At 47.0% G+C, this 22,294-nt stretch carries 28 protein-coding genes and 1 tRNA gene; 20 read left to right on the top strand and 9 right to left on the bottom strand.

Features of this window, described 5'->3' with window-relative positions:
- The first annotated feature begins 108 nt into the window (after positions 1 to 108).
- The 3 genes from AAA946_RS11750 to AAA946_RS11740 are packed head-to-tail and all read left to right on the top strand — an operon-like array spanning position 109 to position 2,035.
- On the top strand, positions 109 to 948 hold the full coding sequence (locus tag AAA946_RS11750; protein WP_338165015.1) for an AraC family transcriptional regulator: 840 nt from the start codon (positions 109 to 111) through the stop codon (positions 946 to 948).
- Between the two features lie 45 nt (positions 949 to 993).
- Positions 994 to 1,722 (top strand): AzlC family ABC transporter permease, encoded by a 729-nt coding sequence (locus AAA946_RS11745; RefSeq protein ID WP_338165014.1) that lies wholly within the window; start codon positions 994 to 996, stop codon positions 1,720 to 1,722.
- Positions 1,715 to 2,035: an AzlD domain-containing protein gene (locus AAA946_RS11740; RefSeq protein ID WP_338165013.1), complete on the top strand. Its 321-nt coding sequence runs from the start codon at positions 1,715 to 1,717 to the stop codon at positions 2,033 to 2,035. Before AAA946_RS11745 ends, AAA946_RS11740 begins: the two co-directional genes overlap by 8 nt.
- Before the next feature lie 22 nt (positions 2,036 to 2,057).
- On the opposite strand, the gene AAA946_RS11735 is transcribed toward AAA946_RS11740, so the two are convergent.
- Both AAA946_RS11735 and AAA946_RS11730 read right to left on the bottom strand, forming a co-directional pair.
- Positions 2,058 to 2,573, bottom strand: a complete 516-nt coding sequence (locus AAA946_RS11735; RefSeq protein ID WP_338165012.1) for an O-acetyl-ADP-ribose deacetylase — start codon at positions 2,571 to 2,573, stop codon at positions 2,058 to 2,060.
- 97 nt (positions 2,574 to 2,670) lie between these two features.
- Positions 2,671 to 3,030, bottom strand: a complete 360-nt coding sequence (locus AAA946_RS11730; protein WP_338165011.1) for a cupin domain-containing protein — start codon at positions 3,028 to 3,030, stop codon at positions 2,671 to 2,673.
- A gap of 200 nt (positions 3,031 to 3,230) precedes the next feature.
- Here AAA946_RS11730 and AAA946_RS11725 point away from each other — a divergent pair, with 200 nt between their 5' ends.
- Positions 3,231 to 3,710 carry a YbaK/EbsC family protein gene (locus AAA946_RS11725; RefSeq protein WP_112462158.1) on the top strand — a complete coding sequence of 160 codons (480 nt, stop codon included), beginning with the start codon at positions 3,231 to 3,233 and terminating at the stop codon, positions 3,708 to 3,710.
- 136 nt (positions 3,711 to 3,846) lie between these two features.
- Here AAA946_RS11725 and AAA946_RS11720 read toward each other — a convergent pair whose 3' ends face one another.
- Positions 3,847 to 4,047, bottom strand: a complete 201-nt coding sequence (locus tag AAA946_RS11720) for a hypothetical protein (RefSeq protein ID WP_445206106.1) — start codon at positions 4,045 to 4,047, stop codon at positions 3,847 to 3,849.
- Positions 4,048 to 4,284: 237 nt separating this feature from the next.
- On the opposite strand from AAA946_RS11720, the gene AAA946_RS11715 reads away from it, so the two are divergent.
- Positions 4,285 to 5,244 carry a transposase gene (locus tag AAA946_RS11715; RefSeq protein ID WP_338165010.1) on the top strand — a complete coding sequence of 320 codons (960 nt, stop codon included), beginning with the start codon at positions 4,285 to 4,287 and terminating at the stop codon, positions 5,242 to 5,244.
- A 421-nt stretch (positions 5,245 to 5,665) separates the two neighbouring features.
- Positions 5,666 to 6,022, top strand: a complete 357-nt coding sequence (locus AAA946_RS11710; protein WP_338165009.1) for a topoisomerase DNA-binding C4 zinc finger domain-containing protein — start codon at positions 5,666 to 5,668, stop codon at positions 6,020 to 6,022.
- A 91-nt stretch (positions 6,023 to 6,113) separates the two neighbouring features.
- Here the strand turns inward: AAA946_RS11710 and AAA946_RS11705 are convergent.
- Positions 6,114 to 6,190 (bottom strand) — tRNA-Arg (locus AAA946_RS11705).
- A gap of 50 nt (positions 6,191 to 6,240) precedes the next feature.
- The gene (locus AAA946_RS11700; RefSeq protein WP_338165008.1) at positions 6,241 to 7,380 is read right to left on the bottom strand and encodes a flagellar assembly protein FlgT; all 1,140 of its coding nucleotides are present in this window, start codon (positions 7,378 to 7,380) and stop codon (positions 6,241 to 6,243) included.
- Positions 7,381 to 7,539: 159 nt separating this feature from the next.
- On the opposite strand from AAA946_RS11700, the gene AAA946_RS11695 reads away from it, so the two are divergent.
- Together AAA946_RS11695 and AAA946_RS11690 are read left to right on the top strand one after the other, a co-directional pair.
- A complete protein-coding gene (locus AAA946_RS11695) occupies positions 7,540 to 8,175 on the top strand; it encodes a FlgO family outer membrane protein (RefSeq protein WP_338165007.1) in 636 nt (211 codons plus the stop codon).
- A gap of 9 nt (positions 8,176 to 8,184) precedes the next feature.
- On the top strand, positions 8,185 to 8,613 hold the full coding sequence (locus AAA946_RS11690; RefSeq protein WP_338165006.1) for an LPP20 family lipoprotein: 429 nt from the start codon (positions 8,185 to 8,187) through the stop codon (positions 8,611 to 8,613).
- A 75-nt stretch (positions 8,614 to 8,688) separates the two neighbouring features.
- Here the strand turns inward: AAA946_RS11690 and AAA946_RS11685 are convergent, their stop codons facing one another.
- A complete protein-coding gene (locus AAA946_RS11685) occupies positions 8,689 to 9,048 on the bottom strand; it encodes a PilZ domain-containing protein (RefSeq protein WP_338165005.1) in 360 nt (119 codons plus the stop codon).
- Between the two features lie 349 nt (positions 9,049 to 9,397).
- On the opposite strand from AAA946_RS11685, the gene AAA946_RS11680 reads away from it, so the two are divergent.
- The gene (locus AAA946_RS11680) at positions 9,398 to 10,711 is read left to right on the top strand and encodes a GGDEF domain-containing protein (RefSeq protein ID WP_338165004.1); all 1,314 of its coding nucleotides are present in this window, start codon (positions 9,398 to 9,400) and stop codon (positions 10,709 to 10,711) included.
- Positions 10,712 to 10,783: 72 nt separating this feature from the next.
- Here the strand turns inward: AAA946_RS11680 and AAA946_RS11675 are convergent, their stop codons facing one another.
- From AAA946_RS11675 to flgA, 3 genes are all read right to left on the bottom strand, one after another.
- Complete coding sequence (locus AAA946_RS11675; RefSeq protein ID WP_338165003.1) at positions 10,784 to 11,209, bottom strand: flagella synthesis protein FlgN; 426 nt, start codon at positions 11,207 to 11,209, stop codon at positions 10,784 to 10,786.
- Positions 11,210 to 11,246: 37 nt separating this feature from the next.
- Positions 11,247 to 11,564, bottom strand: a complete 318-nt coding sequence (gene flgM, locus AAA946_RS11670; RefSeq protein ID WP_338165002.1) for a flagellar biosynthesis anti-sigma factor FlgM — start codon at positions 11,562 to 11,564, stop codon at positions 11,247 to 11,249.
- Between the two features lie 127 nt (positions 11,565 to 11,691).
- Complete coding sequence (gene flgA, locus AAA946_RS11665; protein ID WP_338165001.1) at positions 11,692 to 12,438, bottom strand: flagellar basal body P-ring formation chaperone FlgA; 747 nt, start codon at positions 12,436 to 12,438, stop codon at positions 11,692 to 11,694.
- A 76-nt stretch (positions 12,439 to 12,514) separates the two neighbouring features.
- Here flgA and AAA946_RS11660 point away from each other — a divergent pair, with 76 nt between their 5' ends.
- From AAA946_RS11660 to flgJ, 11 genes are all read left to right on the top strand, one after another.
- Positions 12,515 to 13,450: a chemotaxis protein CheV gene (locus AAA946_RS11660; protein ID WP_338165000.1), complete on the top strand. Its 936-nt coding sequence runs from the start codon at positions 12,515 to 12,517 to the stop codon at positions 13,448 to 13,450.
- Positions 13,451 to 13,535: 85 nt separating this feature from the next.
- A complete protein-coding gene (locus AAA946_RS11655) occupies positions 13,536 to 14,366 on the top strand; it encodes a CheR family methyltransferase (RefSeq protein ID WP_338164999.1) in 831 nt (276 codons plus the stop codon).
- A gap of 287 nt (positions 14,367 to 14,653) precedes the next feature.
- Positions 14,654 to 15,049 carry a flagellar basal body rod protein FlgB gene (gene flgB / locus AAA946_RS11650; RefSeq protein WP_042496988.1) on the top strand — a complete coding sequence of 132 codons (396 nt, stop codon included), beginning with the start codon at positions 14,654 to 14,656 and terminating at the stop codon, positions 15,047 to 15,049.
- A 5-nt stretch (positions 15,050 to 15,054) separates the two neighbouring features.
- The gene (gene flgC, locus AAA946_RS11645) at positions 15,055 to 15,471 is read left to right on the top strand and encodes a flagellar basal body rod protein FlgC (RefSeq protein ID WP_338164998.1); all 417 of its coding nucleotides are present in this window, start codon (positions 15,055 to 15,057) and stop codon (positions 15,469 to 15,471) included.
- Between the two features lie 16 nt (positions 15,472 to 15,487).
- Positions 15,488 to 16,195 (top strand): flagellar hook assembly protein FlgD, encoded by a 708-nt coding sequence (gene flgD, locus AAA946_RS11640; RefSeq protein WP_338164997.1) that lies wholly within the window; start codon positions 15,488 to 15,490, stop codon positions 16,193 to 16,195.
- 26 nt (positions 16,196 to 16,221) lie between these two features.
- Positions 16,222 to 17,526 (top strand): flagellar hook protein FlgE, encoded by a 1,305-nt coding sequence (gene flgE / locus AAA946_RS11635; RefSeq protein WP_338164996.1) that lies wholly within the window; start codon positions 16,222 to 16,224, stop codon positions 17,524 to 17,526.
- 280 nt (positions 17,527 to 17,806) lie between these two features.
- Complete coding sequence (gene flgF / locus AAA946_RS11630; protein ID WP_338164995.1) at positions 17,807 to 18,556, top strand: flagellar basal-body rod protein FlgF; 750 nt, start codon at positions 17,807 to 17,809, stop codon at positions 18,554 to 18,556.
- A 23-nt stretch (positions 18,557 to 18,579) separates the two neighbouring features.
- The gene (gene flgG / locus AAA946_RS11625) at positions 18,580 to 19,368 is read left to right on the top strand and encodes a flagellar basal-body rod protein FlgG (protein ID WP_338164994.1); all 789 of its coding nucleotides are present in this window, start codon (positions 18,580 to 18,582) and stop codon (positions 19,366 to 19,368) included.
- A gap of 15 nt (positions 19,369 to 19,383) precedes the next feature.
- Positions 19,384 to 20,157, top strand: coding sequence for a flagellar basal body L-ring protein FlgH (gene flgH / locus AAA946_RS11620; protein ID WP_338164993.1), 774 nt, complete (start codon positions 19,384 to 19,386; stop codon positions 20,155 to 20,157).
- A gap of 70 nt (positions 20,158 to 20,227) precedes the next feature.
- Positions 20,228 to 21,319, top strand: coding sequence for a flagellar basal body P-ring protein FlgI (locus AAA946_RS11615; RefSeq protein ID WP_338164992.1), 1,092 nt, complete (start codon positions 20,228 to 20,230; stop codon positions 21,317 to 21,319).
- A 10-nt stretch (positions 21,320 to 21,329) separates the two neighbouring features.
- Positions 21,330 to 22,274 carry a flagellar assembly peptidoglycan hydrolase FlgJ gene (flgJ, locus tag AAA946_RS11610; RefSeq protein WP_338164991.1) on the top strand — a complete coding sequence of 315 codons (945 nt, stop codon included), beginning with the start codon at positions 21,330 to 21,332 and terminating at the stop codon, positions 22,272 to 22,274.
- Positions 22,275 to 22,294 lie beyond the last annotated feature (20 nt).

The raw sequence follows: 22,294 nt of genomic DNA, 5'->3' as shown, positions 1-22,294 counted from the left end.
AACAGAAAAGCAATCGCAGTGTTTTCGAGTTTAAAAAAGGCTCGTTATATTTGATACTATCAGTATCAAGGAAAGCAATTTTGTACAAAAACCTTTAGGTAATACTCAGTGTCAAGGAAAGAGCGAGCAAACTACAGGGTTACTGAAGCACTCAATGGTATAGAAATCGTTGATGCTCAATATACGCATCAGACATTCTCAAAGCATGTACATGAAGGGTATTGTATTGGCGTGATTGAGGAGGGAGCACAACGCTTCTTTCGCAGTGGTGCTAATCATATCGCGGATGAAAGCAGCATTATTTTGGTCAATGCTGATGATGTGCATACCGGCGAGTCTGCGACACAGGATGGATGGAGTTACAAAGCACTTTACCCCACGCCGGAGCATTTTGAACTTATCTCGCAAGACTTGCTCGGTGGGAAAAGCCTCATTCCTTATTTTGAAGACTCTGTGATCTCTAATAAAAAGATCGCGAGTCAACTTAAGCTGATATTCAATCAAATAGAGGCAGGCGCCTCGGTACTGCTTGTAGAAACGCTGATCTATAGCACGCTATTGATGCTCGCGACTCAGCATGGTCGTTCGATGGATTTACCTAAAGATGTCGGCCTGAATCGAGCTAAATTGCTTCTCGCTAGAGAGTTTTTAGATGCACACCCAGAGCAAGACGTGACGCTTGAGCAACTCGCCACGATTGCTGGCTGCAGTAAGTACCACTTTGTGAGGCAGTTTGGGAAAACATTTGGCATTACCCCTCATGCCTATCAAATACAAGTGCGGCTCATCAAAGCAAAGGCTCTGTTAAAAGCCGGGATATCCATCGCTGACACGGCCATGGACTGCGGATTTCATGATCAGAGCCACTTCTCTCGACACTTTAAAAAAGCATTGGGAACAACGCCCAAGCATTTCCAACACCAAGCAACTTTGTACAAGAAACCTTAGTGCGGGGCGCTTAGTCTTATCCTATCTCAATGGATGGAAACGGCTATGGACCCAAAAACACAATCAATGTCGCGAACTCGGCTCTTCGAATCTTTCTCGATAATTTACCAAGCATGTCTTGCTATTTTCCCTTTATGCGCTGCCGTCATTCCGTGGGGCGTATTGTGTGGCTCTTTGGGGATACAAGCGGGTTTGTCCCCGTTTCAGGTACAAGCGATGTCTTTATTTGTGTTCGCCGGCGCGGCCCAATTGGCAGGTGTCTCTCTTATCGGTTCAATGAGTCCATCGCTACCTATTTTGTCGTCGACTTTTGTGATTAGCTCGAGACACTTGCTCTATTCAGCCGTGTTTCACGATAGGGTAATTGGTTTACCTTGGATAAAACGCGTTGTGTTTGCATTCTTTCTCACCGATGAAATGTTCGCAGTGACCAATGATTACATAGCCAAGCAACGCCGCTTTAGCTACTTATACGCCGTGTCATCGGGAATCATGTTCTATGTAATGTGGAACCTCTCAACCTTACTTGGCATAGTGGCGGGGTCAAGTATTGATAACTTAGAAGAGCTCGGTCTTGAGTTTGCTATCGCCGCCACATTCATCGCGATTGTGATTCCTTCCATAAAGAGCAAATCGACGTTGTATGCGGTTGTGACGAGTGGGGTATCGATGCTGCTGTTGGAATCCACCCACTTCAACTATTCACTCATCGTGTCCTCTTTACTCGGTATGGCCGCAGGCTACCTAACTAGCGAGAGATCAAATCATGCTTGATACCAACCTCTTAATTTTATGTATGGCGGCGATTACTTTCGCCTGTCGATACTTGTTCTTTATGAAGTCTATTCCCATCCGTTTAGGTACCAATGCCAAGAAAATGCTGAGCTATAAAGCACCTTCCGTTCTGACGGCGATGTGGGCTCCTATTGTTTTTCTCGGACATCAAGGAACAGACATGACATTCGCATCAAGTCCATTCTTGTACGCTGGATTGGTGACGGTCGCGATTAGCCTAGTCGTTAAAAATACGCTGTTCGTGGTTGGCGTTGGAATGGCAACCTTTGCCGCGTTTAGCTGGTTGATTTAAAGCAGGCAGTGACGAGAGGTGGTTAATGGCTGCTGTCGAACACGCCTTGCCAGATCGCCAGCATCTCATCGCCAAACAGGTAAAAGGTCATGGTTAGTGACTGATACTCATCTCGTCGGCAAACCTCGAGGGCAATTTGCGCGGCTTCCTGGGGCGGGTAGCCATAGATACCGCATGAGATAGCGGGCAGAGCAACGCTCTTACAGTCGTTTTCAAGCGCCAGATCGAGTGACTGTTTGTATGCTGAGTCTAGCACCTCTTCCGGATGAGCGAATTTATCGTAAATCGGCCCCACAGTATGGATAACGTAGCGGGCATTCAAGTTTCCTGCGATGGTGATGCGTGCATCACCAAACGGACAGCGTTTGCCATCCACTTCTTTCACGTCATAGCAGGCTTTAAGCAGCTCAGGGCCTGCAGCGCGATGAATGGCACCATCGACACCTCCGCCTCCCAGCATTCTGGTATTGGCGGCATTCACAATGGCATCGACGTTAGCTTTGGTTATGTCACCGTCGATTAAAAAGATATTTTGCATAGCTCAAGCCCTTAACATGATGTGTCATGATGCATTTTAAACGACATTACGCAAAGGTGGCTAACGGTGACTTCTCGATCTTAGCTCTGTCTGAGGATCACTCTTCATACATTGAGTAGAATTTCTCCACCTCGCCGATAGTTTCCCAAGTGCCCTCAAAGCCAGCAGGGATAACGAACGCATCACCTTGTACCACGGTTTCACTGTGACCCGCTTGATCGGTGATGATGGCCTTACCTTTAATGATGTAACAGAACTCATCTTCACTATAGCTGATGGTCCACTTACCTTCTGTTGATCCCCAAGTACCACAGAAAAAATTCTCTTTGCTGTTAGCGAATTGATTGTGAACTCGTTGAATAGGGTTGCCGGATAAGCACTTTTTAGGGTCAGTGCTGGTGGCTTGTTGTTGGCTCAAATCTGGTGAGATTCGTCGTAGTGTTTTCTCGATTGTCATAGTCATTCCATTTAGTCAGGGTGAGAAAGAGTAACGCTCAGTTCTATCATCGACGCGCTGTTGTACCACGCTAACGGATTAACATTAATTTAACAACATTTGTTCTATACAACTTTTGGGTAACACGAAGCAGCCAATTGATGGCTGATGAGAGTTCTATTACCTATACTTTGTATGGTCTTTAGCAAACGGAGGTTTGTATGACGATCTCAACTCGGTTAGACCATTATTTGCGCGAACATGATATCCCTTATCAAACCATTACTCATAACCACAGTCGCAGTTCATTGCACAGTGGGGTTGAAGCGGGAATCCCCTTAGTAGCATTAGCAAAAGGGGTGGTGCTGGAAGATCATGAAGGCCATCACATGATGGCGGTATTACCTGCAAATAATAAGGTCAGTTTGTCAAAGCTGAATGATGAGCTAAATGCCAGTTATCATTTAGTGAAGGAAAGACAGGTCTATCAACTTTTTGAAGATTGTGACCACGGTGCCGTCCCTCCAGTAGGAAGTGCGTACCATATGTCGACAGTATTTGATGAGCTACTTACCCATCTTGATCATGTGTACATCGAAGCGGGTGATCACGAAACCTTACTGAAACTAGAACGAGCAGCATTTCAAGAACTGATAGCGGACAGGCGATGCTTCAGGTTCAGCAGTCAGGTTTTTCATTAATGATAAGCGACCTATTTAGGTCGCTTTGTTTTAAGCAGCAAGTTTATTGCAACTTGTGTCGTGATCTTTTTTTGATGAGGTGAGTGTCCCGTCAACCTCACAACTTCATTAGAAACGAGAAACTATATACAAGATATTACATGAATTTTCCCTCAGCTCTTGAGTAGCACTCTCCATCGATGTATATGCGACTTTGAAGTAAATACACCCCTCTTTTATGGGTTAAGCAATGAGCTTTAACCTGAATTAATGTGTAGAGAGGAATGGGCTTAATAAAGCGAACATTAAGTTGCGCTGTCATCGCATGAACGTCACGAGAAAACAGACAATGGGTCATCGCCGTATCGTGCAAGGTAGTAATCGAACCTCCTTGCATAACACCTTGGTAACCTTGTACTTGTTCTGTTGGCACAGTCTGTCCGTGCACTCCTCCATCAGGCATCAAAGATAAGTTTGGCAGGACACACACCAAAAGTATGAAAATAGTATGATTTTTCTTAATTTGGCGGCGTGTCAACGGTGTTTATTGTGATTGACTGCTAGAGTTCCTTCAGACTAAATGGAGGATGAAACGTTGACAACGGCTCGAAAACAACTTGTTTCGATAGATGCAACATCCTATTACCACTGCGTTTCTCGCTGTGTTCGTCGTAGTTTCCTCTGTGGTGAAGATGCCTCAACTAACACGAGTTATGAACATCGACGTAAATGGATTGAACAGAAGATTTATACGCTTGCTCAAGTCTACTGCATCGATATTTGTGCTTATGCCATCATGAGTAATCATTATCACTTGGTTTTGAATATCAACAGGGAACGCGCCCAAGCACTTACTCTTGATGATGTAGTCGAGCGTTGGGGTATGGAGCACAAACTGCCTAGTTTAATTCAACGTTGGCAGACTAAGCAGCTCTCGTCTCACCTAGAGGAAGAGAAGTGTCTTGAGATAATAGAAGCGTGGAGAGAAAGACTGTGGAACCTTAGTTGGTTCATGAAAGAGCTTAACTATGATATCGCCTGTAGAGCAAACCGAGAGGATAATTGCACTGGTCACTTTTGGGAAAGCCGATTCAAAAGCCAAGCTTTGCTTGACGAAAGAGCATTGGCCGCCGCAATGGCTTACGTCGATCTAAATCCCGTACGGGCTGGAATAGCCAAAACGCCAGAAGATTCCGAATATACTTCCATACAGGCCAGAATTAACTCACTCAATAGCAATCAAGCAACAGCGCCTTGTCTTCATCCATTTGTGGGTAATCCTAGCAATCGTATGTTGGATGGTATCCCGCTTCGGTTAGTTGACTACATAGAGTTAGTTGATTGGACCGCTCGTCAACTTAGGGATGGGAAAGCTGTCATGAGTGACAAGATCCCACCAGTATTGGAGCGTCTCAATATCAATCAATTAAATTGGCTAAAAGTATGTACGCAGATGGAGAAGTCTCGGGCAACCGCACTCGGGGCGCCCATTTTGGCTGAACAAACGAAAACAGTGCTAAACAAGCAGAAGCTCTACATGTATCGTTTAGAGTAAGCTCAAAGTTTAGAATCAACTTACAAGTCAATTTAAAGTACCACTCAGTGCTTGCTTTATGAGTGCCTGATAAACGTCTTTACTCTCATCAAACTACTTCCTACACGTACTCACATACACAAATCTTCCATGTTTTGTCTTAACGAGAGGGCTGTCTGCTAACGCTTCAGTTTTGAGTGCGAGTGATTTTCTGAAGTGTGTGTCCTTCCAATGTGAGAGTAAGCTCAAAGTTTAGAATCAACTTACAAGTCAATTTAAAGTACCACTCAGTGCTTGCTTTATGAGTGCCTGATAAACGTCTTTACTCTCATCAAACTACTTCCTACACGTACTCACATACACAAATCTTCCATGTTTTGTCTTAACGAGAGGGCTGTCTGCTAACGCTTCAGTTTTGAGTGCGAGTGATTTTCTGAAGTGTGTGTCCTTCCAATGTGTTGAGCAACTTAACGCAGACAAAACAATTTGCCACTCTTGTAAAGTGGGAGTCCTTAAGCCTCGCGTGGGTCAATACGGCAAGTTCATGTCTTGTACGCTATTCCCACGTTGCAAGCACAAGGAAACGCCCTGTGATAAGTGCGCTAGTCCTATGAGTCACGACATCAAAGAGGGTTATCAAGTTTGCATTAATTCTAGTTGTGAACACGAGCGTCCAGTGTGTTTAAACTGCGGTAGTGAGATGAAATTGAGGCGCGGTAAGTATGGTGCGTTTTGGGGGCGTTCGACTTATCGTAGGAACATTGAAAATAATTGTTCCTATAAGATCAACGCTGCTTAGGTAGCAAAATCTAATCTGCTACATATTTGCTATACAGAAAGCCAAAAACAACAAAGGGCTAGCAGTCACTAACTTGCTAGCCCTTTTAATATGGCGCTCCCGACAGGATTCGAACCTGTGACCTGCCCCTTAGGAGGGGGCCGCGCTATCCAGCTGTGCCACGGGAGCTTAGGGCTTATATTACTCAATTATATGAATAAGTTAAGCCCGTTTTCCTACTATTCACTCTGTTTGTGCATTACGTCGCCAATCTGAATACTGTTGGCTAACGTTGGCTGATCAACCGTCGCTTCAGCGTCACGCTCATAAACGCGAGAGACGGTTAAGGTAATGTCGCTGCGGCTGACTTTATTGCGGGGTAGGCCGTTTTGGTCGATGAACGAGCCTGTGTGCCATAGGCGCAGTTTGTCACCGGCTTGTACGCCGTGTACGCGGCCAAGGTCGATGGTGACTTTATTGCCGTAGGAGGCAACCACTTCAGGCAGTGTCATCTTACAAGAAATTTCCGCTTCTAAGTCGAGCATAATGTTGCGACTGATTCGTTGTAGCATTTCTCCGTAGGTCGAAGTCCAGAAGCGGGCACTTTTGGTGTCGACTTTACTGGTCTTTGCAAATGGCCATTGGGCAATCTCTCGATAGGTATGCTGGAAGATTTCATGACCAGTTTTGCCATCAAAGATAGCCATATCCATCGCGAACTGGCGGTTGATGCGATCGTCTCTTAATAGACCACCCTGGTCGATGGTCGCGGTGAGATCTTTGATTGCACCCGTCACTAGGTACTGCGCGCCAAGATCGTCGGCGATCATTTTGATTCGCTCTGGCTGGCGCTTATTGATTTCGTAGCGCGTGGTGCCGACAGAGACAAAGCTATAAGAGCGTGCGGCAAGCTGTTTATCGATGACGGCGCTGTAATCTTCACCCAGTTTATAGATTTGCCCCATTACCGCTTGCTGCGGATCAACAATGTCGAACATGGCAACGCCAATGGTCTTCTTATATTGCTCTTTATGGCAAGCCTTTGCCGTTGGGTAGATGTCGATGCGCGCTTTTACCACCATCTGATTGCCGCTTACGTATTTGTCGTCAATGACGATGTGGCGAACTTCAGAGTCAATGAACTGGTACTGCTCCTTATCGTCTTCTAGCATTGGCGCCAGTGTCGATAGGCTGCCAATGTCGGCGCCAGAGAAGTCGACCGCTTTGTATACGGCATCTTCAAGCGCGTAGATCCTTGCCGCCTTCTCAGAGGAGACAATGGTCGACGTACCCGTGACTTCATACCACTCGGCATAGGCATTACTGGCACTCAATGTCAGTAATGCTGTTGAAATTAAAGAAGAAACGATTTTTTTCATACAACCTTTCCAAATGCGGAACAATATTTGCTTACTATTTTCTAGCGAATATTGGAGCGGGCTTTCTTATTTAGGACAGAATGAGAAAAGCAAAGATTGTTCCAACCTGAATCAAGGTTGCCACAATTGACCCAATTAATAACTTTTGGAGAGTGTGTAATGAAAAAGTGGCTACTGATGGCGTCAGTGTTAACGCTGACAGCTTGTGCCTACTCACCAATCTATAACGGTAAAGAGTCGTACTCGGGCAGCAAATTCATGCTGATGGAGAGTCCTCGTCATACCATGGATTACTTTGTAGAAAGCTTAACGGAAGAGTTGGTGAATTCGAACACCAGTGTGTCATCACGCACACCGGTTGCCGTGGCTTCTTTTGTCGACTTGCAGAATATGGATGCGACTAACTGGCTGGGTAACTCTGTGTCAGAAGGGTTTATTCATCAGTTGCAGCGTCGCGGTTTTAAGGTCGTAGACTTTAAAACCACAGGTTCCATCCAGGTGACGAACCAGGGTGACTTTGCACTCAGTCGTGACTGGAAAGATCTTGCCCAAGAGCAACAAATTCAATTTGTCCTGACGGGTACCATGCTGCGTCAAGAGGGCGGAGTGTTGGTAAACGCTCGTGTGATTGGTATGCAATCGAGAATTGTTGTGGCATCAGCACAAGGCTTTTTGCCAGCGGATCGAATTGGCCGCGACCTCGATACGCTCAATCAAATGCGTACTGAAGATGGTGTGTTGATTCGCTCAGACCCAACTATGACAACACCAACCACAGTGATTTTACGCCCATAGGACATGAAGATGAGAGTAATTTTTGCCGCTTTAATCGCAATGGTCATGATTGGTTGTACCCCAATCGGCGCGATGGATCAGAATACGTTAACCGCGGTGGGCTACGCCAGTATCAGTGAGCAAACTGGCCGCAATGATGAAGAAAAGCAGGTGCGTGCGATGCGTGCCTCAAAGATTGATGCTTACCGTGAATTGGCTGAGCAAGTATACGGCTTGCGCGTATCGGCCAGAGCGGATCTTCAAGACCAGCGTCTTGGTGTTGAATCAACAACCGGAGCTGTCGATGGCGTGATCCGCGGAGCAGAAGTGGTACGCAGCTATAAAGTTGGCGACAGCTATGTCACGGAATTGATACTGGACATCGAGAAAATGGACAGACTTCGTGACTACGGTGAAATCCGCCGTGTACCAGAGAAGAAGCGCCAAACCTTGTTCTAAGCGTTAAACTCTGTGCAAAGGATGATTTGCGAATAACGAGGCGGCAATGCGAAGCATTGCCGCCTCTTTTTTATACTAGGCCATGGCAATTTTCCTAGGCGCACCAAAAAACAGCATGTCTGAGATACCCAGCTTATTCTCGAACTGAATACCGACTCGTAGCTGTCGGCTACCTAGAATTTGGCTGCCAAATACCACGTGCCCGGTGTACTTTTTATTGCCCAGCTTCACTTCGACGCGTTCGCCCACCAACAGTACTTTACGACATTCCACACCGATGCCGCCCTTGGAAATATCGATGATATTGATCGCACTGTAGCTTGAGAATAGCCCAACTTTTTTGATTGCCCCTTTGGCATAGCGCATCGCAAAGCGAGGGTGTTCCCTCAGCTCGCTGGACGCGATGACTTTATGATAATTTGTAAGCGCTTTCATTTTAATGTTGCACATCCATATGTTTAGGTGAGAATAAATGGATCGTTAGGTCATTTTTATGTTTACCTTATCAATCTGGTTCAATGGATGGCTAGTATTGTGATTCTGTTTTGTGAGCTATCGAAATAAATGCTTTAACTCATTAATTATAATCGACTATATGGAATTGTGTAAGGTATCAATACACCTTTATAAAAAGTGAACGTAATGGTTTCGAACGAGATAAAGGCCAAGCGTTGTGTGATTACAAACACGATTTTAAGCTGAGATTTGGCTGATTTCGCGCAATTGTTGTCAACCTAAGATACCCTACAATTGGTAAGCGCTTTCTTTCAGGGAGGGAAGTATAGTGCAGTGGTGGCGTCTTATAAGAAGAGAGAATGGCTACGCGGTGTTAGCCATATTAAGTTTAAGTTTTCTGGCATGGTATCACTGGGGAATGAAGGTCACGCATCGAATCGACCTCGATGTCCCAGGGGTGACGATGATGAACGATGTTATCAATGGTGGTAACTCACTTGGTCATTTTGTTCAACGAGAGCAAACCTTGAGCTTTTCCTGTCAAACTCGTCGATCCAACACTTTTCCTTTTTGTAGTGTCGTGATCCCTACGTCGCCAAGAGCCATAGATGGGCTTGATTTGCGACGTTTTCATTCGGTCAATATTAAGCTTTCTTACTCAGAAGCCTCCGATCTTAAAGATTCTGTGTTGGTGTATCTGCTCAATGCTGAGCGCGATACCATTTCAACAGCAACAATTTCTCGCGCCAATTTGCAGACGATCATTCCAGTGAATCAACCTACGTACTCCTACACTCTGCCCATTGCGAACTTCTATGTCCCGTCGTGGTGGTCGTTTTTGCACGCCAAGATCTCGGATCATTCTGCGCGCCTAGATAATGTCACCGATATTCAGATTGCCACTGGAGACAGTCATGCTAGAAAAAACACCACGATAACCATAAGGGCGGTTGAATTTGTGGGTAAATGGCTGACATTACTAGAGGTGCAATTTCTGTTGGTGGCTGGATGGGTGTTGGCAGTTACGGTGGATGTGCTCACGCGTCTGGTTGCGCTTAAGCGCTCCCTTCAGGCGAACCAAAGCCGCGCTTCATTTTTGGACTTGAGCTTAACTCACGCCAATCAAGAGCGAGATAAATATCGAAAACTCGCTTCATTGGATAAATTGACTGGCCTCTATAATCGTCAGGGGATACAAGAGCGCTATTTGCAGCGACTGGAGAGTCAAGGCTCACTGTTTCTGATTATGTTGGACATTGATAACTTTAAACACATCAATGATACCTATGGGCACAACGAAGGGGATGCGATCTTAGTGAATCTTGCGACCGCTTTGTCTGCTCATTTACGTGAAGACGCCGTGATTGGGCGTTGGGGAGGCGAAGAGTTTGTCGTCATTTGTGTTGCGAAAAACCATACTGTGGCCACCCGCATCGCAGAGCGTGTTCGCCTGGCCATTGCAGAAAGCCAGCTGAGCCTGTATCTGCGGGTTACCTGTTCGGTAGGGGTGACCAATGTTGATAAAAGCGCAACGCTACAAGAGAATCTCGAGCGAGCCGATAAAGCGTTATATCAATCTAAACAAGAGGGCAAAAACCGAGTATCGACGGGATTCTATCTCACCGCAGAACCCCTAGCATAGAGAGGATAAAACTACGCCTGTTTTTTATGGTTTGAGGTTTTCAGGTTTGGATTACAGGCTAGGGAGCAGCGCCTAGGCTTTTAGGTTGGTGCCCAGCGTAGACAAGGTATGCGTTTGGCCGCCAGCGTTGTAGGTCATGCCTATTTTGCCGTGGCTTTGCTGCATAAGGTTATTGAGTTTGTTGAAGCTTAACTGAGCGCGCTGCAAGCTTTGGCCGTTGATGTCGTTGAGCTGCTGACAGTCGAGAACGATCGACTTAATGTCCGCCACTTTTTGGGTCAGTGGCGCTTCGTCGGTGAGGCGGTGAACGTCTTGGTGTTCACTTAAACGCTTGTCGGTCTGCTGTAACTGCCCAACGAGCGTCATCTTTTCTTTGGCGATGCGTTCAATCTCGCTCGATTCGCGCGCCGCGATGGCTTTGGTCTCTTCAGCAAGAAGAAGAGACAGGGCTTTTGCGTTTTTGAGTTGGTAGTCAATCAAATCGACAAGTGCTGCCATTACCTTTACCTAAAATTCAATCAGTCTGCGGACTCGATTATCGTAATCCGCCAAGTTCGTCTTCAAACTTCATCATATTGTCAGCCAGCTTTTCAGCATCGACGGTGTAGGAACCGTTGGCGATAGCATCTTTAATTGCTGCGACTTTTGCTGAGTCGAAGCTTGGCTGGCTAGCCATTTGCTGATGCATTTGGCCAAGGGCTTTGCCGCCTTGGCTTAGCGTAACAGCGTCTTGTTTTGCTGAAGGTTGACCAACTTGAGTTGACGCGCTCTCTTTGCTGGCGTCCGAACGAGCAGGAGCGCGACTTGTCGTCGTTAGCGTCTGTCCAGATCGAATGTTATCAATGCCTGCCATAGTTTCGCCTTTTAAAATTGCTCAATATTGCGTTGGTTGTGGCCACGTATTGCAGCCCTGAATGTCACACATAGTATTTGTGTATACCGTCCATATCGACGGGCAATTGAAAATCTTTAGAAAAAAATCAAAAATTCACAGTAATTTCTGCAACACCGGTGACAATTCCCTCAATTATACGCTGAGACCTATCATTTTTCACTCTTACTTGGTCACCATTTGAACCGTCTGATAACGCTGTGCCTTTGGTTGAGATGGTCATCTCGCCTTTCACTGCTCGAATCACCACTTTCTCGTTACGGCATACGACACACACGTCATTGCGTTCAATGACATCCCCAAGCTTTACATTCCGTTTCAACTTAGCACCGACAACATTGTTCATGTCACTGAACCCACCGCGTCGAGCGCGGTTTCTATCGACCATGGTCATGGTGACGTCTTGAGCTTCCACTAGGCTGCCGCGGGTAAGCGGTCGAGTCGCGGTAACCAAGGGCATAGAAATCGCCATACGCACCGGAACGTAGATGCGCCAATCGTCGTCAGGACATTCTACCAACACCGTCACGTTGCTGCTGGTATTGCGCGTGGTCGAAGACGAGGTCACGAGCGGAGAGGGGCAATCAGTTGCATGAATGCGACTGTCGATACGACCAGGGGTTGCGATGATTTCTCCACCAACAGGTTGCTCAATGGTATCTAAAACATGAGCTTGGGCAGCCTTTTGAATGTTTTCTATTTGCTCAGGCGTTGCTGCGTGCGTTAATACGCTAAAGAATATCGAGAGCCAGACGATAAAGAGGCAAAGCCAGTGAGACTTTTGCCAAAAAGTGCGACTGGATGTATGCAAAAAAGATGTCTTATAATACAGCATTCTGTTACTCGGGTTCTCTGAGGCGCAGATAGACTATCACTTTTTTAGCTTAAAAGTTTGAGATGGAGATGAACTTATGACCGGTATCTTGGATTCGGTGAATCAACGAACGCAGCTAGTAGGTCAAAACCGACTAGAGTTGTTGACCTTTCGTTTGATGGGCCGCCAGCGTTACGGCATTAACGTGTTCAAAGTTAAAGAAGTGCTGCAGTGTCCAAAGCTCACCCGTATGCCTAACCTAAACCCTTTAGTGAAAGGGGTGGCGCATATCCGTGGTCAGACTATTTCAGTGATTGATTTAAGCTTAGCGGTCGGTGGCAGACCAACGACCGATATTGAAAACTGTTTTGTTGTCATTTCAGAATTTAACCGCAGTGTACAAGGCTTTTTGGTAAGCTCTGTTGAGCGCATTATCAATATGCACTGGGAGTCGATTTTGCCACCGCCAGAAGGCGCAGGTAAAGAGAACTACTTAACCGCAGTCACCAACATCGACAACGAGTTAGTTGAAATTCTCGATGTAGAAAAGATCCTCGCTGAGATTTCACCTGTACGTGAGACGATGGATCACCGTATTGCGGATGAAATTGCCGTGGCAGAGCAAAAAAAGCAGAAGCCAATGGTAAAACGCATTATGATTGCCGATGACTCCGCTGTTGCGAGAAAACAGGTACAACGAGCGATTGAGTCTATTGGCTTTGAAGCCATTTTGGTTAAAGATGGCAAAGAGGCATACAACAAGCTGGTGGAAATGGCCGCGGAAGGTAATATCCATGACCAGATTTCGCTGCTTATCTCTGATATTGAGATGCCAGAGATGGATGGTTACACGTTAACGGCAGAGGTTCGCCGCCATGCCGAATTAAAAGATTTGCACATTATCCTTCACACCTCATTAAGTGGGGTATTTAACCAAGCGATGGTTGAGCGAGTTGGCGCCAATGAGTTTATCGCCAAGTTCAACCCAGAAGAGCTTGGAGGCGCTGTAAAAGCCGCAGTCATCGCTGACTAAAAAGTAAATAACAATGAGAGCTTGTCGGCTGTGGGAAGCACAGCCGAAAAAAGCAAGCCTTGAGTAAAGTAGTATAGAGAGTTGAATGACAGCGATAACCATTAGCGATCAAGAGTATCGTGATTTTAGCCGCTTTTTGGAATCCCAATGCGGTATTGTGCTTGGCGATAGCAAGCAATATTTAGTGCGTAGCCGTTTGAGTCCATTGGTGTCAAAATTTGGTCTGGGCACTTTGTCACAGCTGTTAAAAGAAGTTGTCATTGGACGCAACCGTGAATTACGTATTGCCGCCGTCGATGCCATGACCACCAACGAAACTCTGTGGTTTCGCGATGGTTATCCGTTTACGGTGCTGGCCGATAAGCTGTTGCCAGAGATGGCCGCCAACAAAAGGCCAATTAAAATCTGGTCAGCGGCAAGCTCATCCGGTCAAGAGCCTTACTCGATGGCCATGACCATTCTAGAAACGCAAACCAAGAAACCGGGTTTACTGCCAAACGTCTCAATCACCGCTACCGATATTTCAAACACCATGCTCGATATGTGTCGAGTGGGTGAGTATGACAACTTAGCATTGGGCCGAGGTTTGTCGCCTGAGCGTCGCCGTGTATTTTTTGAAGATGCGGGCAACGGTAAAATGAAGGTCAAAGACAATGTGAAACGTTTGGTCAACTTTAGACCGCAGAACCTGATGGATTCTTACGCCTTGCTCGGTAAGTTCGATATCATTTTTTGTCGTAACGTATTGATTTATTTTTCACCGGATATGAAGGCTAAAGTGCTAAATCAAATGGCGCGCAGTTTAAATCCGGGCGGTTATTTGTTGTTGGGCGCTTCAGAATCGCTGACAGGCCTGACCGATCAATTTGAGATGGTGCGCTGTAATCCGGGCATCATTTACAAGCTCAAATCCTAGCCGCTAACGTTAATCGTTATCTCTTGCTAAAGCCTTGGTGTATCACCAAGGCTTTTTTATTTGCTATGCTCACCCATAGCGCTGCTGTGGATGAGCAGCGCTATGACATTCCTAATCATCCAATGGGTTATTGGCGCAGTGTTTGCAAGACGGTTTTCGCCATAGCACTTGCTCAATGGCCGGCTCGCGAGAGAAATGAATGCAATTATTTACAATGGCAAACATTTTTGGCGCGGATATTGCTTTGTAACTACGACAGGCACCTGTTTTTGAACGATGAGGTTTCAATGGCCATCTCTTTTAACAATGCACTAGGCATTCACCAACATACCGTCGGGGTACGTGAAAAGAATGCAGAAGTCATCTCTACCAATATTGCACAGGCAAATACCCCTGGCTTTAAGGCGAAAGGGATGGACTTTGACCGTGCGTTAAAAGCGGCAAGCTCAGGGGCAAGTATTGGTCTTAGCCGCACCGATGGACGGCACATTTCTGCCTCCACTAATGTTTCTGGCGAAGTGTTGTACCGCACTCCGACTCAACCAGATACGGGCGACGGTAATACCGTCGATGTGGATCTAGAGCGAAACTTGTTCATGCAGAACCAATTGCGTCATCAAGCTTCGATTGATTTTCTAGGAAGCAAGTTCAAGAACATGACCAAAGCGATCAAAGGGGAGTAATTTAGATGAGCTTATTTAACGTTTTCAATGTAACGGGTAGCGCAATGAGCGCCGAATCGGTTCGTCTGAATACCACCTCAAGTAACCTCGCTAATGCCGACAGTATTAGTAGTTCAGCGAAAGACACCTACAAGGCACGCCATGCTGTGTTTGGTGCTGAGCTGAACAAAGCAAAATACAACCGCGACCACACAGTGCCGGTGAAAGTGATGGGCATTGTGGAAAGTGATAAACCACTAAGCGCGGAGTACAACCCAGATCATCCATTAGCGAATGATGAAGGCTACATCTACAAGCCGAACGTCAACGTGATGGAAGAGATGGCAAACATGATCTCAGCGTCACGCTCATACCAGACCAATGTTCAGGTGGCGGATGCGAGTAAGCAGATGCTCATGAGCACGCTGCGAATGGGTAAATAGAGATAGGAGATAGCACATGGCTGGAATCAACAATGTTGGTCAAGGCAGTTTATCCTACCTTGACCAATTAAAAAAACTGCAAGATCAAAGCAAGACTGAAGAGAGCACGGGTAAACAGGATCTGAAACAAGAAGATTTCCTGTCATTACTCACTAAGCAGTTGTCTCAACAGGATCCGTTTAAGCCGGTCAGTAATGACCAAATGATTGCGCAAATGGCGTCATTCGCGACCGTGGATGGCATTGGCAAAATGAACACTCAGTTCGAAAGCCTCAACTCATCAATGACTTCTAACCAAGCGCTGCAAGCGTCTTCGTTAGTGGGACGTGACGTGCTGGTACCGGGCGCGGCAGGTATCAAACCTGCTGATGCTGGTATGGCCGCAATGGTGAAACTGCCGCAATCAATGGATAACGTGCTTGTTCGTGTAGAAAATGAAATGGGTCAATTGGTTCGTACCTTCGATGTGGGTGCACAGCCTGGCGGCGATGCACGCGTAGAGTGGGACGGCAAAGATGATCAAGGTAATCCAATGCCTGCTGGCAAGTACAGAGTGAAAGCCTCTGGCTTGATGGAAGGAGAAAGCCGAGAGTTTGAAGTGTCGACGTACGCCAACGTCAACAGTGTACTTCTTGGTAAAGGCGATGGAAACGTACTGCTCAACCTAGCTGGCTTTGAAAGTCCAGTTCGACTGGCAGAAGTACTGGAAGTCGGCAAAGCATAACCGCTGGTTAGATTAGGAGATTAGGAATGTCATATGTATCTTTAAGCGGTCTATCTGCGGCACAGCTAGATCTGAATACCACCAGTAACAACATTGCCAACGCCAACACATACGGCTTTAAAGAGTCGCGTGCGGAATTTGGCGATGTGTACTCAAATTCTTTGTTCACTAACGCAAAAACCACCCCAGGTGGCGGTGCGCAGGCGAGCAAAGTCGCGCAGCAGTTCCATGAAGGGTCGAGTATTTATACCAACAACCCAATGGATCTTCGTATCAGCGGCACAGGTTTCTTTGCAGTGGCAAAAGATCGCCTCACTCCGCAGCAAAACGAACTGACGCGTAACGGTGCGTTTCACTTAAACAAAGATAACATGCTCGTGACGTCTAACGATGAGTTCCTGCTTGGTTACAAGGTCGATCCAAAAACCGACCAAGTGACTTCTTATGAAGCAGAGCCGATTGAAGTTCGAGCGGAATATGGTGTTCCTGAAGCAACCAAAAACGTTGAGTTAGGTGCGAACCTGCCAGCGAGCGCGGAAGAAAACGATCCGACACAGTTTAACTTTAACGATGAAACGTCTTATGACCGTGCCACATCGGTAACAGTGACGGATTCAAAAGGTCAGTCATATAAAATGACCACCTACTACCTAAAATCAAGCAACCCAGCGACGCCAAATACTTGGAATGCGTTCTACACGCTAACCGATGGTCAGGGTGAAAAGCCGCTGAACATTGAAACGGGTGATACGACGGCAGCAAACGGCCACGTGGGTCACTCCATCACATTCAAAAATGACGGCACCTTTAACCAGGTGAACGGCGGTGCACCAGTGAAAACGGTCAGCTTTGCGGATGCGGGCATTGACTTGAACGATGCAGATCCTTCACAGGCGATCAACATGAAGCTAGGTACGCATACGTCATTTGCAGCCCCATTTGAAATCACTAAGCTTGATGAAGATGGTGCGATGCCAGGCTTTTTGACCAAAGTCGACTTTGACGAAGCGGGTAACGTACTGGGTACTTACTCAAACGGCAAAAACGTCAACCTTGGCCGTGTGGCATTGGTTCGTGTTGCTAACGAGCAAGGTCTTGACAAGAAAGGCGGCACTCAGTGGGATGCGACTTCTGCATCTGGTGAAAAGATCTGGGGTGAATCCAACAAAGGCTCTTTTGGTACGGTTAATAACGGCACCCTAGAGCAGTCGAACATCGACATGACCCAAGAGCTCGTGGATCTGATTTCAGCGCAGCGTAACTTCCAAGCAAACTCGCGTGCATTGGACGTACACAACCAGCTGCAACAAAACATCCTGCAAATTCGTTAATCGCAGTTAGCTCGATAACTGGGTTTTAATAGCTGGGTTTTTATAATAAATAACCGCGTGATAGGTTTTTACCTGTCACGTGGTTGTGTGTGTTTTTTCAGCAATGTTTTGCCGCCCGGTGCCGCGTTGCCGTTATTCCTTGCCATTGCCGCGCCTGCCTCCCTTGCCGATCTGGCAATTACTGACTCTAAATTACTGTATCCATCTGATAAATATAGAAAATAAATATTGGCATAGAGATTGCTTTATTGCTCTCGTACTTTGAATATTGGAGCTATCAATGGATCGTGCCCTGTATCTCGCCATGAGCGGTGCAAAGCAAAATATGCAGGCTTTGCAACTAAGAGCGAATAACCTTGCTAACGCAAGCACACCTGGCTTTCGTGCCGACCTTGCCCAAGCGCGCTCAATGCAAGCTTATGGTGAAGGTTTGCCAAGCCGTGTGTTTAGCATGACAGAGCGTCCTGGACATAGCTTCGAGCAGGGCAGTGTTGTGACCACCGGTCGCGATCTCGATGTGACTATTGAAGGCCAAGGTTGGATTTCTGTGCTGGATAAAACTGGTAAAGAGGGCCTTACTCGAAATGGCAGTCTACGAGTTGATCAAAATGGCTTGTTGGCGAACAGCAATGGTCATTTGGTATTAGGCGAGCGTGGCACACCGATTACTGTTCCGGTGCCATTGAGAAAAATCGAAATCGGTCGCGATGGTACTGTATCGGTTATCCCTCAAGATGCCCCTGCCGATGAAATGGAAGTGGTGGATCGTATCAAGCTCACTAACACCGATAATCGCTCACTATTCAAAGACACCAACGGTTTGTTCCGCAGCAAAGATCCTGCACTTGGTTTTGAAGCCTCTGCTGCTGTGCAGTTGATGACTGGCGCAGTGGAAGGCAGTAACGTCAATGCCGTTGGTGAAATGACAAGTTTAATCGATCTGCAGCGTCAGTTTGAGATGCAGGTGAAACTCATGAGTACAGCAGAAGACATGGACAAAGCGTCTGATTCACTGCTGCGCATGGGTTAATGGTAAGGACATAGGGGAAGAATATGCATCCGGCACTTTGGGTAAGTAAGACTGGCTTAGACGCGCAGCAAACCAATATTTCAACCATCTCAAACAACTTGGCGAACGCCTCAACCGTTGGCTACAAGAAAAGCCGAGCGGTATTTGAAGATCTGTTTTATCAGAACATCAACCAGCCTGGCGGTCAGTCATCGCAAAACACGGAGCTGCCAAGCGGCCTAATGTTGGGTGCTGGTTCAAAAGTGGTTGCGACTCAGAAAATTCACACTCCGGGTAATGCGCAAACCACCACCAACAGCCTAGACATGATGATCGAAGGCGATGGCTTCTTCCAAGTGTTAATGCCAGACGGCAACATTGGTTATAGCCGTAACGGTCAGTTCACGCTAAACGATGAAGGCATCATTGTGACGTCCGGTGCCGGTTATGCCCTAGAGCCAGAAATTGCCATTCCAGAAGACGCGATTTCGATTACTGTCGGTACCGATGGCGAAGTGTCAGTGCGAGTGCGTGGCCAGCAAGATAACCAGGTGGTGGGTAACATCACGACCGTTGACTTTATTAACCCAGGCGGCCTTGAGCCGATTGGTCAAAACCTTTACTTACCAACGGGTGCCAGTGGCGATCCAAACGAAGGCGTTCCAGGTCTTGATGGCTTTGGCAAAATTCGTCAATCAACGCTAGAGACTTCAAACGTGAACGTGACGGAAGAGCTGGTTAACATGATTGAAGCGCAGCGCGTTTACGAAATGAACTCCAAAGTGATCTCGTCGGTCGACAAGATGATGAGCTTTGCTAACCAGCAGCTATAGTAAGAGGTCTGACTTATGAAAAAACTGTTTTGTATCTCGCTATTGGCAGTCTTGTCTGGTTGTGCGCAGTTTGGGCCACAAGAAACCGTCGACGAAGTCGCGGATAGCACTACGGCGGTTGATGCGGTAGAGGGCGATCGTTCTCAATCAACAGGCATTGTAGATACTCTGCGTGGCCGTACGGATCCAGTCGCAGACGACCCAGCTTGGGCACCGATTCATCCGAAGAGCAAACCAGAGCATTACGCGGCGGCAACAGGTTCGCTGTTTAACACCAACTATGCACGTGATTGGTATGACGACTCTAAACCACGCGGTATTGGTGACATCATTACTGTCGAGTTGAATGAAGCGACGAAAGCGGCAAAAAGTGCCGATGCGGATTTGTCAAAAGCCAACGACTCATCAATGGAACCTCTGGCTGTCGGTGGTCGTCCGGTGACGATTAACGACTATGATTTTTCTTATGAGCTGAAAAACGACAACAGCTTTAAAGGCAATGCGTCAGCAAACCAAAGTAACAGCATTTCCGGTTCGATTACCGTAGAAGTCATCGAAGTACTTGCGAACGGCAATCTGGTGATTCGTGGTGAAAAATGGCTAACATTGAACACCGGTGACGAGTACATTCGTTTAAGTGGCACGATTCGCCCAGATGACATTGAGTTTGATAACACCATTGCGTCAAACCGTATTTCTAACGCAAGAATTCAGTATTCTGGCACTGGAAACCAACAAGATATGCAAGAACCTGGATTCTTGGCACGATTTTTTAATGTCTCCTTATAGGAGTGGATTAATCGAATCGTAAGCGGCAAACCCTCTCCTAAGAGGGTTTGTTTGTTTTTAGGGTAACATCATGAAAAAGTTTACGTTTTTACTATTGGGTTTGTGCTTTGCCGCGGCAAGTGTACAAGCGGCACGCATTAAGGATGTGTCAGAAGTTGCCGGTGTGCGTAGTAACCAATTGGTGGGTTACGGTCTGGTAACGGGTTTGCCGGGTACCGGTGAAAAAACACCGTTCACCGAGCAAAGTTTCCGTTCGATGCTGGAAAAGTTTGGCATTCAAATGCCAATCGGATTTAAACCTAAATTCAAAAACGTTGCAGCGGTTATCGTAACTGCAGAGCTGCCTGCTTTCTCAAAGCCGGGGCAAAAAATTGATGTCACCGTGTCGTCTATCGGGGCGGCAAAAAGCCTCCGCGGCGGCACACTGATGCAAACCTTTATGCAAGGCTTGGATGGTGAAGTTTACGCCGTTGCTCAAGGTAACTTAGTTGTGAGCGGATTTAGTGCTGAAGGTCTCGACGGTTCAAAGATTGTGGGTAACAACCCTGTAGTTGGCATGATCTCAAGTGGTGCGACGGTAGAGCGTGAAGTACCAAGCCCATTTTCTCGCGGCGATTACATCACCTTTAACCTGCTAGAGTCAGACTTTACTACGGCGCAAAACATGGCCAATGCCATTAATGACTTCTTAGGACCGCAAATGGCGAACGCATTGGATGCAACTTCGGTACGCGTTCGTGCGCCACGTGATTTAAGCCAGCGTGTTGCCTTTCTATCTGCGGTGGAAAATGTGGAATTTGATACCGCCGACAGCGGCGCAAAAATTATTGTTAACTCACGTACTGGCACCATCGTAGTGGGCAAACACGTCAAGCTGAAAGCGGCGGCTGTGACCCATGGTGGTATGACGGTAGCGATCAAAGAGAACCTTCGCGTTAGTCAGCCAAATGCTTTTGCTGGTGGTGAGACGGTGGTTGTACCGAACTCGGACATTCAAGTGACCGAAGGCTCGGGCAAAATGTTTAAGTTTGAACCAGGTTTGACGCTTGATGACTTGGTGCGTGCCGTCAATGAAGTTGGTGCGGCACCATCGGATTTGATGGCGATTTTGCAAGCGCTAAAACAAGCTGGCGCTATCGAAGGCCAGCTGATCGTAATCTAGGAGCGCTAACATGATGAAAAACCCCAACGATATCGGATTTATTCACGATATCGGCAGCCTAGACAAACTTCGTCAGCAAGCGGTCAGCGGCAAAGAAGGTGACGATGATGCAGCACTGAAAGCGGCAGCGCGTCAGTTCGAATCTATCTTTACCACTATGATGCTTAAGTCGATGCGTGATGCGAATACGCATTTCGAGTCGGACTTATCTATGAACCAAAACAGCCAGTTCTATCGCCAGATGCTCGATGAGCAGATGTCGAGTGAGTTAAGCGCGAATGGCTCCCTAGGGCTTGCGGACATGATTGTCGCTCAGCTAGGTGCTGCGCGTGCGCCAGAGTCGCAAGCGGCTACCAACCATGAACTTCGCGTGCGTAATGAGTCGTTTGATTTGCCAGAGCGTGAAGCTAAGTACGATGAAGCCAAAGCGCGCCGTACGGCTGCAGCATTGGGACTCGATGGCACAAGAACCAACGCCAAACAAGTCGACTTTGCAACGCCAGAGCGTTTCGTGAGCTCGCTGAAACCTTATGCCGATCGTGCGGCGAAATCGCTGGGCGTGGACTCTTCGCTACTGTTAGCGCAAGCGGCACTAGAAACGGGTTGGGGGCAAAAAGTGGTCAACAACAGCCAAGGTAGCAGTAACAACCTATTTAACATCAAAGCCGACCGGAGCTGGGGTGGTGACAAGGTGGCAACGCAAACCTTGGAATACCATCAAAATGTGCCGGTGCAAGAGCGTGCCGCATTCCGCTCTTATCGCACCTACGAAGAGAGCTTTAATGACTATGTGAAGTTCTTGAATGAAAACCCGCGCTATCAATCGGCACTGAATCGCAGTGAAGGCTCTGAGTCGTTCATTCGTGACATTCATAAAGCGGGTTACGCTACCGACCCAAGTTATGCCGATAAGGTACTTAGGGTGAAAAAGCAGATTGATGATATGGCGCTTTAGTCTACATCAACATTCCAATA

This window comes from Vibrio sp. 10N (assembly GCF_036245475.1).
GTDB lineage: Bacteria > Pseudomonadota > Gammaproteobacteria > Enterobacterales > Vibrionaceae > Vibrio.
Note: the sequence above shows the minus strand (reverse complement) of the source record. Positions and strands in the feature narration are given on the sequence as shown.

Excerpts from the sequence above, each read along its gene's own strand:
- flgA (WP_338165001.1), bottom strand. The coding sequence starts at position 12,438 with ATGCTGTATTATAAGACATCTTTTTTGCATACATCCAGTCGCACTTTT.
- AAA946_RS11655 (WP_338164999.1), top strand. The coding sequence starts at position 13,536 with ATGACAGCGATAACCATTAGCGATCAAGAGTATCGTGATTTTAGCCGC.
- AAA946_RS11695 (WP_338165007.1), top strand. The coding sequence starts at position 7,540 with ATGAAAAAGTGGCTACTGATGGCGTCAGTGTTAACGCTGACAGCTTGT.
- flgF (WP_338164995.1), top strand. The coding sequence starts at position 17,807 with ATGGATCGTGCCCTGTATCTCGCCATGAGCGGTGCAAAGCAAAATATG.
- flgB (WP_042496988.1), top strand. The coding sequence starts at position 14,654 with ATGGCCATCTCTTTTAACAATGCACTAGGCATTCACCAACATACCGTC.
- AAA946_RS11690 (WP_338165006.1), top strand. The coding sequence starts at position 8,185 with ATGAGAGTAATTTTTGCCGCTTTAATCGCAATGGTCATGATTGGTTGT.
- AAA946_RS11745 (WP_338165014.1), top strand. The coding sequence starts at position 994 with ATGGACCCAAAAACACAATCAATGTCGCGAACTCGGCTCTTCGAATCT.
- AAA946_RS11725 (WP_112462158.1), top strand. The coding sequence starts at position 3,231 with ATGACGATCTCAACTCGGTTAGACCATTATTTGCGCGAACATGATATC.
- flgD (WP_338164997.1), top strand. The coding sequence starts at position 15,488 with ATGGCTGGAATCAACAATGTTGGTCAAGGCAGTTTATCCTACCTTGAC.
- AAA946_RS11660 (WP_338165000.1), top strand. The coding sequence starts at position 12,515 with ATGACCGGTATCTTGGATTCGGTGAATCAACGAACGCAGCTAGTAGGT.
- flgM (WP_338165002.1), bottom strand. The coding sequence starts at position 11,564 with ATGGCAGGCATTGATAACATTCGATCTGGACAGACGCTAACGACGACA.
- flgJ (WP_338164991.1), top strand. The coding sequence starts at position 21,330 with ATGATGAAAAACCCCAACGATATCGGATTTATTCACGATATCGGCAGC.
- AAA946_RS11675 (WP_338165003.1), bottom strand. The coding sequence starts at position 11,209 with ATGGCAGCACTTGTCGATTTGATTGACTACCAACTCAAAAACGCAAAA.
- AAA946_RS11735 (WP_338165012.1), bottom strand. The coding sequence starts at position 2,573 with ATGCAAAATATCTTTTTAATCGACGGTGACATAACCAAAGCTAACGTC.
- AAA946_RS11740 (WP_338165013.1), top strand. The coding sequence starts at position 1,715 with ATGCTTGATACCAACCTCTTAATTTTATGTATGGCGGCGATTACTTTC.
- AAA946_RS11700 (WP_338165008.1), bottom strand. The coding sequence starts at position 7,380 with ATGAAAAAAATCGTTTCTTCTTTAATTTCAACAGCATTACTGACATTG.
- flgC (WP_338164998.1), top strand. The coding sequence starts at position 15,055 with ATGAGCTTATTTAACGTTTTCAATGTAACGGGTAGCGCAATGAGCGCC.
- flgG (WP_338164994.1), top strand. The coding sequence starts at position 18,580 with ATGCATCCGGCACTTTGGGTAAGTAAGACTGGCTTAGACGCGCAGCAA.
- AAA946_RS11730 (WP_338165011.1), bottom strand. The coding sequence starts at position 3,030 with ATGACAATCGAGAAAACACTACGACGAATCTCACCAGATTTGAGCCAA.
- AAA946_RS11720 (WP_445206106.1), bottom strand. The coding sequence starts at position 4,047 with ATGACCCATTGTCTGTTTTCTCGTGACGTTCATGCGATGACAGCGCAA.
- flgE (WP_338164996.1), top strand. The coding sequence starts at position 16,222 with ATGTCATATGTATCTTTAAGCGGTCTATCTGCGGCACAGCTAGATCTG.
- flgH (WP_338164993.1), top strand. The coding sequence starts at position 19,384 with ATGAAAAAACTGTTTTGTATCTCGCTATTGGCAGTCTTGTCTGGTTGT.
- AAA946_RS11685 (WP_338165005.1), bottom strand. The coding sequence starts at position 9,048 with ATGAAAGCGCTTACAAATTATCATAAAGTCATCGCGTCCAGCGAGCTG.
- AAA946_RS11615 (WP_338164992.1), top strand. The coding sequence starts at position 20,228 with ATGAAAAAGTTTACGTTTTTACTATTGGGTTTGTGCTTTGCCGCGGCA.